13 protein-coding genes are annotated in these 14,169 nt (G+C 64.7%); 10 read left to right on the top strand and 3 right to left on the bottom strand.

All coding sequences use genetic code 11. The features are described from left to right. The 5 genes from trbL to ABLE43_RS12090 are packed head-to-tail and all read left to right on the top strand — an operon-like array spanning position 1 to position 4,443. Positions 1-1,311 carry a P-type conjugative transfer protein TrbL gene (gene trbL, locus ABLE43_RS12110; protein WP_155178560.1) on the top strand — a complete coding sequence of 437 codons (1,311 nt, stop codon included), beginning with the start codon at positions 1-3 and terminating at the stop codon, positions 1,309-1,311. Positions 1,312-1,314: 3 nt separating this feature from the next. Next, positions 1,315-1,998: a conjugal transfer protein TrbF gene (trbF, locus tag ABLE43_RS12105; protein ID WP_155178562.1), complete on the top strand. Its 684-nt coding sequence runs from the start codon at positions 1,315-1,317 to the stop codon at positions 1,996-1,998. Beyond that, a complete protein-coding gene (gene trbG / locus ABLE43_RS12100; RefSeq protein ID WP_155178564.1) occupies positions 1,995-3,011 on the top strand; it encodes a P-type conjugative transfer protein TrbG in 1,017 nt (338 codons plus the stop codon). Before trbF ends, trbG begins: the two co-directional genes overlap by 4 nt. Further along, the gene (locus ABLE43_RS12095) at positions 3,008-4,222 is read left to right on the top strand and encodes a TraB/TrbI/VirB10 family type IV secretion system protein (RefSeq protein ID WP_155178566.1); all 1,215 of its coding nucleotides are present in this window, start codon (positions 3,008-3,010) and stop codon (positions 4,220-4,222) included. Before trbG ends, ABLE43_RS12095 begins: the two co-directional genes overlap by 4 nt. Beyond that, the gene (locus ABLE43_RS12090; RefSeq protein ID WP_155178567.1) at positions 4,219-4,443 is read left to right on the top strand and encodes a DUF2274 domain-containing protein; all 225 of its coding nucleotides are present in this window, start codon (positions 4,219-4,221) and stop codon (positions 4,441-4,443) included. Before ABLE43_RS12095 ends, ABLE43_RS12090 begins: the two co-directional genes overlap by 4 nt. Positions 4,444-4,456: 13 nt before the next feature. Here ABLE43_RS12090 and ABLE43_RS12085 read toward each other — a convergent pair whose 3' ends face one another. The 3 genes from ABLE43_RS12085 to msrB all read right to left on the bottom strand — a co-directional run bounded on the left by ABLE43_RS12085 (position 4,457) and on the right by msrB (position 6,384). Then, positions 4,457-4,765: an EexN family lipoprotein gene (locus tag ABLE43_RS12085; protein WP_155178569.1), complete on the bottom strand. Its 309-nt coding sequence runs from the start codon at positions 4,763-4,765 to the stop codon at positions 4,457-4,459. A gap of 23 nt (positions 4,766-4,788) precedes the next feature. Further along, entirely contained in the window at positions 4,789-5,715 is a 927-nt protein-coding gene (locus ABLE43_RS12080; protein WP_155178571.1) for a LysR family transcriptional regulator, read from the bottom strand. A gap of 156 nt (positions 5,716-5,871) precedes the next feature. Continuing rightward, the gene (gene msrB, locus ABLE43_RS12075) at positions 5,872-6,384 is read right to left on the bottom strand and encodes a peptide-methionine (R)-S-oxide reductase MsrB (RefSeq protein WP_155178573.1); all 513 of its coding nucleotides are present in this window, start codon (positions 6,382-6,384) and stop codon (positions 5,872-5,874) included. Between the two features lie 106 nt (positions 6,385-6,490). Here msrB and msrA point away from each other — a divergent pair, with 106 nt between their 5' ends. From msrA to ABLE43_RS12050, 5 genes are all read left to right on the top strand, one after another. Beyond that, on the top strand, positions 6,491-7,159 hold the full coding sequence (msrA, locus tag ABLE43_RS12070) for a peptide-methionine (S)-S-oxide reductase MsrA (RefSeq protein ID WP_155178575.1): 669 nt from the start codon (positions 6,491-6,493) through the stop codon (positions 7,157-7,159). Between the two features lie 182 nt (positions 7,160-7,341). After that, on the top strand, positions 7,342-7,713 hold the full coding sequence (locus ABLE43_RS12065; protein ID WP_155178577.1) for a hypothetical protein: 372 nt from the start codon (positions 7,342-7,344) through the stop codon (positions 7,711-7,713). Positions 7,714-8,282: 569 nt separating this feature from the next. Continuing rightward, a complete protein-coding gene (locus ABLE43_RS12060) occupies positions 8,283-9,512 on the top strand; it encodes a TolC family protein (RefSeq protein ID WP_155178579.1) in 1,230 nt (409 codons plus the stop codon). Beyond that, positions 9,509-10,999 carry an efflux RND transporter periplasmic adaptor subunit gene (locus ABLE43_RS12055; RefSeq protein WP_155178581.1) on the top strand — a complete coding sequence of 497 codons (1,491 nt, stop codon included), beginning with the start codon at positions 9,509-9,511 and terminating at the stop codon, positions 10,997-10,999. The genes ABLE43_RS12060 and ABLE43_RS12055 overlap by 4 nt, the downstream gene beginning before the upstream one ends. Beyond that, a complete protein-coding gene (locus tag ABLE43_RS12050; RefSeq protein ID WP_155178583.1) occupies positions 10,996-14,145 on the top strand; it encodes an efflux RND transporter permease subunit in 3,150 nt (1,049 codons plus the stop codon). The genes ABLE43_RS12055 and ABLE43_RS12050 overlap by 4 nt, the downstream gene beginning before the upstream one ends. Positions 14,146-14,169: the final 24 nt, after the last annotated feature.

The raw sequence follows: 14,169 nt of genomic DNA, 5'->3' as shown, positions 1-14,169 counted from the left end.
ATGGGCGGCACCGGCGTCGTCGATCGCTTTCTGGATGTGTTCACCCGCTACATCGACAGCGGGTTCGGCCTGCTCGGCGGCGAGGTGGCGTTCATCGCCACGACGCTGATCGTCATCGACGTAACCCTGGCGGCGCTGTTCTGGACGTGGGGCGAAGGCGACGACATCGTTGCCCGCCTCGTCAAGAAGACGCTGTTCGTCGGCATCTTCGCCTACATCATCGGCAACTGGAACAGTCTGGCGCGGATCGTCTTCGAGAGCTTCGCCGGCCTGGGGCTGAAAGCGTCCGGCACCGGCTTCACCGCCGCCGAGCTGCTTCAGCCGGGACGGGTCGCGCAAGTCGGCCTTGAGGCCGGTCAGCCCATCCTCGAATCCATCTCCGACCTGATGGGTTGGATCGCGTTCTTCGAGAATTTCATCCAGATCGCGTGCCTGCTGTTCGCCTGGGTGCTGGTCATCCTCGCTTTCTTCATCCTGTCGATCCAGCTCTTCATCACGCTGATCGAGTTCAAGCTGGCGACGCTGGCCGGCTTCGTGCTCATCCCGTTCGGCCTGTTCGGCAAGACCGCCTTCATGGCCGAGCGCGTGCTGGGGCTGGTCATCTCGTCGGGCGTCAAGGTGCTGGTGCTCGCCGTCATCGTCGGCATCGGCTCGACCCTGTTCGACGAGTTTCGCGCCGGCTTCGGCGGCGCGCAGCCGAGCATCGAGGACGCGATGGCGGTCGCGCTCGCAGCGCTCTGCCTGCTCGGCCTCGGAATCTTCGGCCCGTCAATCGCCAACGGCATCGTCTCGGGCGGTCCTTCTCTTGGCGCGGGCGCCGCGGCCGGAACCGCACTGGCCGCCGGCGGCGCGCTGGTCGGTGGCGCGGCCGCAGCTCGCCTTGGTGCGGGCGCCGTCGCTGGCGCTGTTGGCGGCGCAGCGCGTGGCGCGGCCTCCACCTCGGGCGCGGCGAACAGCGCCTATGCGCTCGGCTCTGCCGGAAAGACCGGCGCAGCCGCCGCAGCGGGCGGCGCAGCCGGCGTTGGGCGGGCCGCTGTAGGAGCCGCCATTTCGCCGCTCCGCCGCGCCGCTGCCTCGCTCAAGGACAGCTATCGCTCGGGTGGCCGCGCCGCCGTCACCGCCACGGGCGGCACCATTTCGGGCGGCGGCGCATCGCCCGCGCCGGAGGCGTCCAGCGGTTCGCCCGCTTGGGCCGCCGCCATGAAGCGCCGCCAAACCATGACCCATGGCGCGACCGTCGCTGCCCATACGCTGCGCTCGGGCGACGGCGGGGGCAGCGGCGCGTCGGTCGACCTCAGCCAGAAGGATTGATTCATGTTCAGACGTCCCAGCATCCGCTACGGCCAGACGCCGGAACCGACCACCCCCTATCAGCGCGCCGCACAAGTCTGGGACGATCGGATCGGATCGTCCCGCGTGCAGGCCAAAAACTGGCGGCTCGCCTTCTTCGGCGCCCTGGCGCTGTCGGGCGGCCTGACTGGCGGCCTCATCTGGCAATCGGCGCGCGGCCATATCGTTCCCTGGGTCGTGCAGGTCGATCGGCTCGGCGAAGCGCAGGCGGTCGCCCCGGCCGAGGCCGGCTACAAGCCCACCGATCCGCAGATCGCATTCCACCTCGCGCGCTTCATCGAGCAGGTTCGCGCGATCCCGGCCGATCCCGTGATCGTCCGCCAGAACTGGCTCCGCGCCTATGACTTCACCACCGACCGCGGCGCGGTAGCGCTCAACGACTATGCCCGCGCCAACGACCCGTTCACGCAGGTCGGCAAGGTGCAGGTCGCGGTGGACGTGTCGAGCGTGATCCGGGCATCGCCCGACAGCTTCCGCGTCGCCTGGACCGAGCGCCGCTATCAGGACGGCAGCCTGGCCGCGACTGAGCGCTGGTCCGCGATTCTCACCGTCGTCGAGCAGCAGCCGCGCACGCCTGACGCCCTGCGCAAGAACCCCCTCGGCATTTTCGTCAATGCCCTCAACTGGTCGAAGGAGCTGTCGCAATGACCGCAAGTCCCTATCGTCGCGCCGCATCGGCGGCGCTGCTCGTTTCCGCTGCCGCACTCGCTGGATGCGCCACCACATCCGCGAAGCCGCCCGCTATCACCTATGACGATCCACCGGCGGGGATCGCCGCGACGCCTGCGGTCGAACCGCCGCGTCCGGTCGAAGTGGTGACGATTCCCGAGCCGCTGCCGCTTCCCGGTCAGTTGAAGCCTGTGACCGTCGCGCCTCGCGCGCCGGAACCGTCCGATCCCCGCCAGCGTGTCGGCGCGGCGAATGCGGCCGCTCGCGTGCAACCCGTGCGAGACGGCTTCCTCAACGCCATCCAGCAATATCCGTGGACCGACGGCGCCCTCTATCAGGTCTATGCCGCGCCTGGTCAGGTGACGGACATTGCCTTGCAGGAAGGCGAGCAGCTTGTCGGGCCGGGGCCGGTCGCAGCCGGCGATACCGTGCGCTGGATCATCGGCGACACCATCAGCGGCAGCGGTCCCGCCGCGCGCGTCCATGTACTCGTCAAACCGACCCGGCCCGATCTCGCCACCAACCTCGTCATCAACACCGATCGGCGCACCTATCATCTGGAACTGCGCGCCACATCCTCGACCTACATGGCATCGGTGAGCTGGTCCTATCCGCTGGACGCACTGATCGCCTTGCAGGGCCGCAACGCGGCGGCCGCAGTCGCCGCGCCGGTGGCGAGCGGCATCGACCTGACCACACTCAATTTCCGTTATCGCATTGACGGCGACCGCGCGCCCTGGCGACCGGCGCGCGCGTTCGACGACGGGCGGCAAGTATTCATCGAGTTCCCGGCGGGGATCTCGCAGGGCGAGATGCCGCCGCTGTTCGTAAGCGGCGCATCTGGCGGAGCCGAGCTGGTCAACTACCGGGTGCAGGGCCGTTACATGGTGGTGGACCGGCTGTTCGCCGCCGCCGAACTGCGTCTGGGCGACCGGCGCACCGCGCAGCGGGTCCGTATCGTCCGCACCGATGGACGGGAGCGGCGGCCGTGAGCGATCCAACCGTCACCGCACAACCCGCCGCACCGGCAGCGCAGCCCGATCCGAACGCATTCCAGCTACACGGGCCGCAGCCGCGCGTCATGCGCTTGTCGCGCAAGGCGCTCGCCGTCGTCTGTGTCGCCGCCGGCCTCGGCATCGGCGGCTCGCTGATCTATGCGCTACGACCGCCAAGCGATCGCCAGGCACAGGAACTCTACAACACCGACAGCCGGACCACGGCCGAAACCATCACCTCGGGACCGCGCGACTATGCTCAGGCGCCGCGGCTCGGCCCGCCGCTTCCCGGCGATCTTGGGCGTCCGATCGTATCGGCGCAGCAGCGGGGCGAAGACGTGCCCGTTCCGCCTATCGGGGCGCAACCGGGGCCGCCCGATCCGCACGCCCAGGCCGCCGAAGCCGCACGGCAGCGCGCCGCTCAGGAACGCGACGCGGCGCGCACCAGCTCGGTCTTTCTCGGCAGTGGTGGAGGCGCCGCATCTTCGCCCGCACCGGCTATGCCGGCTTTGGCCGCGTCCGGCTCGGCCCCGCCGACTCCTGAAGCACCGGCCCAAGGCGATCAGGCGGGCAAGCGCGCTTTCCTGGCGCAGGCGTCCAACCAGCGCACCGTCAGCGTCGAGCGACTGACGGCTCTGGCCTCGGCGAACATCGTGCAGGCGGGCAGCATCATCCCTGCCGCGCTCATCACCGGCATCCGCTCCGACCTTCCCGGCCAGATCACCGCGCAGGTGACGGCCAATGTCTATGACAGTCCGACCGGGCGCATCCTGCTCATTCCACAGGGCGCGCGGCTGATCGGCGAATACGACAGCGAGATCGCAGCAGGACAGACCCGCGTTCTGCTCGCCTGGGATCGGCTCATCTTGCCGGACGGCCGCTCGATCGTTCTCGAGCGCCAGCCCGGCACGGACGGGGCCGGCTTCGCGGGCTTACAGGACCGCGTGAACCAGCATTGGGGCAATCTGCTCAAGGCCGCCGCGGTTTCGACGCTCCTCGGCGTGGGCGCGGAGCTGGGTGCGGACAGCGAGGACGATCTGACCCGCGCGCTGCGGCGTGGATCGCAGGATACCATCAACCAGACCGGCCAGCAGATCGTGCGTCGGCAGCTCAATGTGTCGCCGACGCTCGCCATCCGGCCCGGCCATCCGCTGCGCGTCGTTCTGACCCGCGACCTGGTGCTCGAACCGATGGGAGCAACACGATGACGAAACTGAAGCTGGGGCCGCTCGCCGACGACCGGCCCGTGAAGCTGACCGTGGAGCTACCGGCCGCTGTCCACCGCGATCTCGTGGCTTACGCCGCCGCGCTCGGGGCGGAGATGGGCGGCGAGGCCGTTGCGCCCGAGAAGCTCGTCTCGCCCATGCTGGCAAAGTTCATGGCAAGCGATCGGGGGTTTTCCCGCCGTCGCGATAGCTCGAGGAGCTGAATCCGTGCGGCGATCAATTGCCCAAGAACCGCTTCCGGCGCTCTTGGGCATCGACCTTGATGATCGCTTCTTCGGCCGTGGCGCACTCGCCACCTCGCACCGAACCATCACGGCATCCAGCCACGATTTGGCGCGCTTCTTCGAGATGCGCTACAAAATACTGGACGCCTCGCGCCTCGCTTGATGTCGCGGCCATTGGCGGCGCGTCAGCCACAGTCTCGGATTGCGGCACGGGCAGTATCACGGGGCGCATGACGAAACCGCCTGCAAATCCTACGACGAGTGCGGTCAGCGCGACAATAAGCACCTTATTCTGCGACATAAATAAGCTCCGACAAAACAGGTCTATCCTACCGCGCTATCCGAAATATCAAACGCTAGCGCGTAGCGCGACTTGATGAACCTGAGAAAGCGCAGAAGCGCGGGATTGCTGTTAAGGTCGCGCCAGTAGCCGGAATAGCCGATCAGCATCGGCCCTTGTTCACCATGAATGGGCCGATAGACAACTTCAGGATAGCACGCCCCGGCGCTACCTTCGCAGATGACGGTGAGGCCAAGCCCATCGCCCAACAAGCTCAGGATCGTCTCGCGGCTACATCGATGCATCCTGATGTCTGGTTGGACCCCGGTCACTGAAAGTCGACCGACAAGCATGTCGCAAATTTCTGGGCCTGGGTCCGCGGCGGGTAGCAGGAATCGCTCGCCGCGCAGGTCGGTCCAATGCACGATCTCGCGTTCCGCGAGAGGGTGGCTTGAAGACAGGGCTACCATCACACGCTCGCTCCAGAAGGCTTCGCGTCGGTAGCCATCATGAGCGGCTTCGCCCGCCAGAATGGCGATGTCGATTTCCCCGGTATCGAGACCAGCAAGCAAAGCGCTTCGGTTCGCTTCTATTCCGTCGAGATTGACATCTGGATGCGTGCTACTCCAACCTAATATCGTCGCTCGCAGGTTTCCCGCAGAAAGGGAGCAATAATGTCCAATAACGAGCTCGCCGGCGCGACCCTGACCAGAAGCACGCATCGCTGCCACTAACCTATCCGCGTTGGCAAGCATTGGCCTAACGCATCGAATAAAATCCCTTCCCGCCACCGTTGTGCTTATTCCTGCGCGCGAACGCACAAAAATTTGGACGCCGATCATCCGTTCTAGTTTGGCAACGTCCCGACTAAGTGTGGACTGCTCCATCCCCAGTGCACGGGCGGCCTTGTAAAAGCTACCGTGATCGGCAGCGGCGAGGACGTGTCGTATCTGGCAAATGCTAAAAGACATCAGCGGACGACCGTCCGAAGGACATTGGTCGCTGCTGCTGTTGTACGCGCTCCGGATATCAATCCGGCTCGCCGAGGCACAAAATACCGGCCGCCTTCATGATGATTTTGGCAGCTGAGCCAGGCGACACTTAATATGGCGCCCGTCATGGTCTGCTCAAGCTGGCTTGAACGTCATCGCAACGCCATTCATGCAATAGCGAAGCCCGGTCGGTTTCGGGCCATCATTGAAGACATGCCCCAGATGACCGCCGCATCGTGCGCAATGAACCTCGGTGCGTTCCACGCCCAGGCTGTTGTCGATGCGCTCGCCGATTGCGCGAGGTAGGTGGTCGTAGAAGCTCGGCCAGCCGGTGCCACTGTCGAATTTCGTGGCTGACGAGTAAAGCGGGAGGGCGCATCCAGCGCACGCGAAGATGCCCTTGCGGTGCTCGTTATTGAGCGGGCTTGAATAGGGACGTTCGGTCGACTCTCGCCGGAGCACGGCATAAGCCTGCGGAGAGAGCCGCTTTCGCCATTCCGCATCGGTCAGACGAAATGTGGCGGGTGCGGCCGCCACAGCCGCAGCGTCATCGGCACCGATCAATCGCCATACGAGCGTGCCGAGTGCTGCGGTTGCGCCAAGCCCGAGAAGCTTGCGGCGAGTGGGCTGGGAGAGTGATCGTTCCATATCCACATATACGTCGCTGGGGGCAGGATGGTTACAGGTCGCCTGTAACCGGCGTTGTGGCACGAACGAATGCAGGACCGGAGGCGCGTTTCCGGAGTCTGTGTCAATGTTACGTTCCACTGCCTTTGCGGCCACATTGTTCGTCGGTATCGGCGTGACCGCTGCAATAAAGCCCAGCGAAGCGCGCGATAGCGCCATCAAGGTTCCCGCTGCCGTCGTGAAGGAAGTGCCTGGTGGAAACCGCGAGACTGCGATCTTTGCTGGCGGCTGCTTCTGGGGTGTCGAGGGGGTCTTCAGTCATGTGAAGGGAGTAGTCAGCGCGACCTCCGGATATGCCGGCGGCTCGGCATCGACCGCGCAATATGAGACCGTTTCGAGCGGCACGACCGGCCATGCGGAAGCGGTCAAGGTCGTGTTCGACCCGCGGCAGGTCAACTACGCTACTTTGCTGCGCATCTATTTCTCGGTAGTCGCAGATCCGACCCAGGTGAACCGGCAGGGGCCCGATCAAGGCACCCAATATCGCACCGCCCTGTTCCCTCTATCGGCACCTCAGGCCAAGGTAGCACGCGCCTACATCACCCAGCTGAGCGCGGCCCGCGTCTATTCGGCGCCGATCGCTACGCGGCTCGAACAGCAGAAAGGCTTCTTCGCAGCAGAGGGCTACCATCAGGACTTCATGGCTCGTAATCCGAACTACCCCTACATCATCGTCAATGATCGGCCGAAAGTCGAGGCGCTCAAGCGGATGTTCCCAGAGAACTGGAAGGCCTGATCTCTGTAACGCACACCGCCAGTCCTCCTGGCGGTGTGCGACCGGCGGCGTGCTGGTCATTCGCTGATAGAGCGCAGGCCAAACCGTCACGCCAGATGAGGTGATATTTTCGGATCGAGTGTAACCATCTTCGATTGAGGCGCGAACTTATCGTCGTTGTCTCATTCCAAGCGAAGTGGCAGATGCTGCTCATGATCCGCCAAATCCTCTCTCTGCTGCTTTCGATCGCGCTCTTCAGCGCGGTAGGGCAGAGCGCGGCGTCGGCAGCTCAGGGCCCGATGCCGGCGGGGAACATGGCGATGTCTATGGCCGACTGCATGAACATGATGCAATCAGCATCGGATCAGGACCACGGGCCAAGCAAGCACAAGGGCTGCACGCCAGCGGATTGCCTCAACTACATGGTTGCCTGCTCTGGAATGGCGCTAGCGCTTCCCGATACGGTTCCGTCCGCGGTCCGCTCCTATATCGCCAATTCGATTGTGACGCTGAACGTCACCGTCCCACTTCGAGGCCGCTCGCCGCCGCCCGACATCCAGCCTCCGATCATCTGATCTGAATCTCGCAATCCAGTGTGCTTGCTGCCGGGCTGAGCCCTCGCAGGCGCTGGTTTGCTGCAATTCATTCAGATTCGGAGATTGACCAATGAAGACCTCAACCTTTGTCGCGGCAATAGTTGCCGCTCTTTCTTTCGCCGGCGTGGCTCACGCTTCCCCCTCGCAGCCCGATGCTTCCAGCGGCCACTACGAATGGCGCCGGGCGCCGACCTACGGGCCTCGCGCTCCGCTGGTCGCACCGCGCCGGGTTTGGGTTCCTGACACCGAGCAAATGGCCATGTCGGGTGGACACTATGAATGGCGCTCCGGACCGAGTTTCGGTCCCAAGAGCCCGTTCCCGGTGCGGCGGCGGGTGTGGGTGCCCGACCACGCGGAGGCTGGCGACCGCGCGGCCGGCGATATGGCGTGCGCGCCGGCAGCTTCGGCCGGCTGATACCCGGGCCGATCCGACGCCTCTGGCAACAGAGAACATAAATTCCGGGGGAGCGGCATCGCCGCGCCTCCGGAAACGCGCGTCCAGCGCTGAGGGCATCGGTCGGCTCGATCAACTCGATCGGGAGTTTTTCATGCGATACCTACTTTTTGTGCCGCTGCTCGCGGCGCTTCCCGATGCGGCTTGGGCTGGGCCGCTGACGTTCGAAGCTGCGTTGCGTCAGGCGCAGTCAGCTGCACCCTCCTTGAAGGCTAAGGCGCTTGGGGTCGATGCCGCCCGTTCGGCGCGAGACGCGGCTGGAACCCTGCCTGATCCTACCCTCGCGTTGGGCATCGAAAGTTTCCCCGTCTCAGGACCGCTGGCATTTGAACCGAACCGCGACGATTTCACGATGGCGCGGGTTGGCGTTTCCCAGGACTTTCCCAACCTCGCCAAACGCCATGCGCAACAGGCACGCGCAGCGACGAATATTTGGGCGGCCGAGGCCGGCGAAGCCGTGGAAGCGCGGAACGTTGAGGTCGCAACGGCGCTTGCCTGGATCAACCTCGCATATTCAGAGCGGCGCCTCGCCGCGCTCGACCGCTTGCTAGCCGGACTGGACGGCGTGATCCGCACGACACGGGTCGCGGTAGCGTCCGGGAATGCCAGACCGGCGCAAACGCTGGAAGGCCAGCAGGCAATCGCGGCCCTTCAGGATCGCCGGGCGGAGCTAGTCTCCCAGGTCGCGCGGGCCAAGGCGATGTTGACAAGATGGACAGGCGAGCCTGATCCCGAAATCTCTGGGCCGGTCCCCGATTTCATTGTTGACGGGGCTGTGCTGAGAGCGGGCATCGAGGGCAACCCGTCGCTCCGATTGGCAGACGCACAAAGGGTGCAGGCGGATGCGGACGTGCGTGTCGCCGAAGCCAGTCGCCGACCGGATTTCGGTGTCAATCTCGCCTACCAGCGTCGCGACCCCCGGTTCGGCGACTATGTTTCGGCGGGACTCACGATCAGCCTGCCGACCTTCACGCGGAAGCGCCAGTCGGCGGATATCAGCGCGGCGCGGTCGCAGGCCGGGCGGGCTGCTGCCGACCGCGAGACTATTTTGCGTTCGCTGACGGCCGATCTGGAAGCCGACCTCGCCGATCATCTTATGCACCATGAACAATGGGTGCGCGCGCGCGACACGTTGCAGCCGCTCGCGGAGCAGCGTGTGAAGCTCGAGATCGCAAGCTATGGGGCGGGACGCGCGACCTTGGTTGATGTGGCCAGTGCCTATGCGGCGCTCGTCGACGCGACGCTCAACACCCTCGACCGCGAAGCTACGGTTGCCGCCGATGGCGCACGGCTGACGCTCACCTATCGGAGCACTGAACAATGAAAGTTTCGTCCTTGATACCACGCACGCCGGCAGGACGCGCCGTCATCCTCGCGATCTTGGCGAGCGGGGGCTTGGGCTACGGCGTAGCTCGTCTGACGTTGACCGCGACCCCATCTGCCCCTGCGACAGATGGCGGCAGGGGCAAGCCGCTCTATTATTACGACCCGATGGTGCCCGGGCAGCACTTCGACCAGCCGGGCAAATCTCCTTTCATGGATATGCAGCTCGTCCCGAAATACGCCGACGACGCGGGCGGCGGTGCTCCTGGGATCCGGATCGATCCGGCAGCCTCTCAGAGCCTCGGTCTGCGCACCGTGACGGTTCGGCGCGGAGAACTGGCGGGCCAGCTCTCCGCAACGGGCATGATCGACTTCAACCAGCGCGACCTGGCGATCGTCCAGGCACGGGCGGCAGGCTTCGTGCAGCGCGTCTATGCGCGTGCGCCGGGTGACGTGATTGGTGCCGGCGCGCCTCTGGCAGACATCCTGGTGCCGGACTGGGCAGGCGCGCAAGTCGAGTATCTCGCCGTGCGCCGCACCGGCAATTCTGCGCTCGCTGCTGCCGCCCGCCAGCGGCTTGCCCTGCTCGGGATGCCGGTAGGGACGATCGCTGCCGTTGAACGCAGTGGCAGGCCACAGAACATCATCACGATCTCGACACCGACCGGAGGCGTGATCAAGACGCTTGGTGTCCGCTCGGGCATGACCGTCGCGATGGGCCAGACGTTGGCCGAGGTGAATGGCCTCGGGACCGTTTGGCTCAATGCTGCCGTGCCGGAGGCGCTCGCCGGCCAGCTCAAGATCGGCCAGGCCGCGACCGCCACGCTCACCGCTTATCCGGGCGAAACCTTCACCGGTCGGGTTACGGCGGTGCTGCCTGACGTGCAGGTGGGGAGCCGGACGCTTACCGCGCGCATCGAACTTCCCAATCGCGGAGGACGACTGCGCCCCGGCATGTTTGCCACAGTAGGATTTGGTGGCAACGCGACACCGGCATTGTTGATCCCGTCCGAGGCCCTGATCCGGACGGGCAAGCGGACGCTGGTGATGTTGGCCCTTACCAATGGGCGCTATCAGCCGGCCGAAGTGCAGACCGGCCGCGAGTCCGGTGACGATATCGAGATTCTCGCGGGCCTTTCGGAGGGTGAGAAGGTGGTGGCTTCGGGCCAGTTCCTGATCGACTCGGAGGCAAGTCTGTCAGGTGTTCAGGCGCGTCCAATCAGCGGGATGGCGATGGCAGTAAAGCCTCCGACGTCGGCAGTCAGCAGCGAAACGACCGGCAGGATCGAACAGCTTACCAGCACGTCGGTCACGCTTAGCCATCAAGCGATACCGACGATCGGATGGCCGGCGATGACGATGAGCTTCGCGCTTCCCGATCCGTCGATTGCCCGAGGCTACAAGGTGGGCGATCGGGTGCGCTTCAGCTTTGATCGGCCGGCGTCGGGGCCAGCGGTTCGCCGCATGACGAAGGCGGCTGGCCAATGATCGCATCCATCATTCGCGGATCGGTCAAGAACCGGTTCTTCGTCGTGCTCGGCGTCCTCGTCGTCGCAGCGATCGGGGTATGGGCGGTCCGGACCACGGCCATCGACGCGCTGCCGGACTTGTCCGACACGCAGGTCATCATCCGCACGTCCTGGCCGGGGCAGGCGCCGCAGATCGTCGAGAACCAAGTCACCTATCCGCTTACCACCACGATGCTGTCGGTTCCGGGCGCCAAGACGGTGCGCGGTTATTCCTTCTTCGGCGACAGCTTCGTCTATGTGATCTTCGAGGACGGCACCGACCTCTATTGGGCGCGTAGCCGGGTGCTGGAATATCTGAACCAGGTCCAAGGCCGACTACCGGTAGGATCGAAGAGCGCTCTGGGTCCGGATGCGACCGGCGTCGGATGGGTTTACGAATATGCACTCATCGACAAGACCGGGCGACATGACCTGCCCCAACTTCGATCGTTGCAGGACTGGTTCCTGCGGTACGAGCTAAAGACCGTCCCGGGCGTTGCCGAAGTCGCCAGCATCGGCGGCATGGTCAAACAATATCAGGTGCAGCTCGACCCGGTGAAACTTGCCGCATACGGGATCACGCATTCCCAGGCGGTCGATGCCATTCAGAAAGCCAATCAAGAAGCCGGCGGATCGGTGCTCGAAATGGGCGAGGCCGAATATATCGTCCGCGCCTCGGGCTATCTGAATACGCTCGACGACTTCCGCGCTATCCCCCTTCGAACGGCCTCGGCAGGCGTACCCGTCACGCTTGGCGATGTCGCCACCATCCAGGTGGGCCCCGAGATGCGGCGCGGGGTCGCCGAACTGAACGGACAGGGGGAAGTCGCCGGAGGTGTTGTGATCCTGCGCTCCGGCAAGAACGCGCGGGAGGCGATCACCGCCGTGAAGGATCGGCTGGCCACACTGAAAAGGAGCTTGCCGGCCGGGGTCGAGATCGTCACCACTTATGACCGCTCGCAGCTCATCGATCGCGCGGTCGACAATCTCACTCATAAGCTGGTCGAGGAATTCATCGTCGTTGCCATCGTGTGCGTGCTGTTCCTTTGGCACGGGCGATCGGCGCTGGTTGCAATCTTCACACTGCCGCTCGGCGTGCTCGCGGCCTTCGTCGTCATGCGGTTCCAAGGGGTCAACGCCAACATCATGTCTCTCGGCGGGATCGCCATAGCGATCGGCGCAATGGTCGATGCCGCAGTCGTCATGGTTGAGAACGCCCACAAGCATATCGAACATTGGGAAGCCGATCATCCCGGAGAATCTCTGCGGAGCACCGAGCGCTGGAGTGTGATCACAGAAGCTGCGGCCGAGGTCGGACCGGCGCTCTTCTTCAGCCTGCTCATTATCACGCTCTCGTTCGTGCCGGTGTTTACGCTAGAAGGACAGGAGGGCCGGCTGTTCGCGCCCCTTGCCTTCACAAAGACCTATGCGATGGCGGCGGCGGCCATCTTGTCGGTCACGCTCGTCCCCATTCTGATGGGCTGGCTCATCCGGGGAAAGATTCCGGCAGAACAGGCCAATCCGGTCAATCGCTGGCTGACTCACCTCTACCGGCCGGCGATCGACTGGACGCTCAATCGCCCCAAGACGGTGCTGCTGGTCGCAGGCCTTGTGTTCGCGACCACGGCTTGGCCCCTTAGCCGATTGGGCGGCGAGTTCATGCCGAACATGGATGAGGGCGATCTGCTCTACATGCCTTCTGCATTGCCTGGACTGTCGGCCGCGAAGGCGTCCGAACTGCTTCAGCAGACCGATCGCCTGATCAAGACCGTGCCCGAGGTCGAGAGCGTGTTCGGCAAGGCCGGTCGCGCCGAAACCGCCACCGATCCCGCACCGCTCGAAATGTTCGAGACCACCATCCAGTTCAAACCGCGCGACCAGTGGCGTCCAGGCATGACGCCATCCAAGCTGGTCGACGAGCTGGACCGGACGGTGAAGCTTCCCGGTCTAGCAAATGTCTGGGTGCCGCCGATCCGCAATCGCATCGACATGTTGGCGACCGGCATTAAGAGCCCGATCGGCGTGAAAGTCTCCGGGCCGATTCTCGCCGATCTCGACCGGATCGCCCATGATGTCGAGACGGTCGCCAAGGGCGTGCCCGGGGTCAGCTCGGCGCTCGCCGAGCGGCTCACCGGCGGGCGCTATGTCGATGTCGACATCGATCGTGCCGCAGCCGGGCGGTACGGGCTCAACATCACCGACGTACAATCGATCGTCTCTGGAGCCGTGGGCGGTGAGAATGTCGGCGAAACGGTGGAGGGCCTGGCCCGTTACCCGATCAATGTCCGATATCCGCGGGAATTGCGCGACAGCCTCGAAGGGCTTCGCGATTTGCCGATCCTGACGCCAATGGGGCAGCAGATCACCCTTAGCAGCGTCGCGAGCGTCAAGATCGCGGACGGTCCCCCGATGCTCAAGACCGAGAATGCGCGACCCTCGACCTGGGTTTACATCGACGTCCGCGGGCGCGACCTCACCTCGGTGGTCAACGACCTGCAGCGCGCGGTGGCAAGCGGGGTCAAGCTCTCGCCTGGCGTCAGCATCGCTTACTCCGGGCAGTTCGAATATCTCGAGCGTGCCGTCAGCAAGCTCAAGCTGGTCGTGCCGGCGACGCTACTGATCATCTTCGTGCTGCTCTATCTGATTTTCGGACGGCTCGACGAGGCAGCTCTAATCATGGGGACGCTGCCGTTCGCGCTGACCGGCGGCATCTGGATGCTCTATTTGCTCCACTTCAACCAGTCGGTTGCAACCGGCGTCGGCTTCATTGCGCTCGCCGGTGTCTCGGCCGAATTCGGCGTGGTGATGCTGATCTATCTGAAGAACGCGCTTAAGGAGCAGGGTGCGGATCCCGACCCGGCACAGGTAGAGACGGCCGTCCGGGAGGGGGCCTTGCTCCGCGTTCGGCCCAAGGCGATGACGGTCGCAGTCATCCTCGCCGGTCTATTGCCTATCCTGCTTGGGTCGGGCGCAGGCTCGGAGGTCATGAGCCGGATCGCCGCGCCAATGATCGGCGGTATGCTGACCGCGCCGCTGCTGTCGATGTTTGTGCTGCCCGCTGCCTATCTGCTGCTGCGACAGCGCCGAGCGTTGCTCGCGTCAGCGCACCTGCAGGTACGGGAGTAACCTATCAGTTCTTGGGGCACGGCC

Origin of the sequence: Sphingomonas silueang (assembly GCF_040049155.1) — a bacterium.
Classification (GTDB): Bacteria; Pseudomonadota; Alphaproteobacteria; order Sphingomonadales; family Sphingomonadaceae; genus Sphingomonas; species Sphingomonas silueang.
This window is presented reverse-complemented; position numbering and strand designations above follow the sequence as displayed.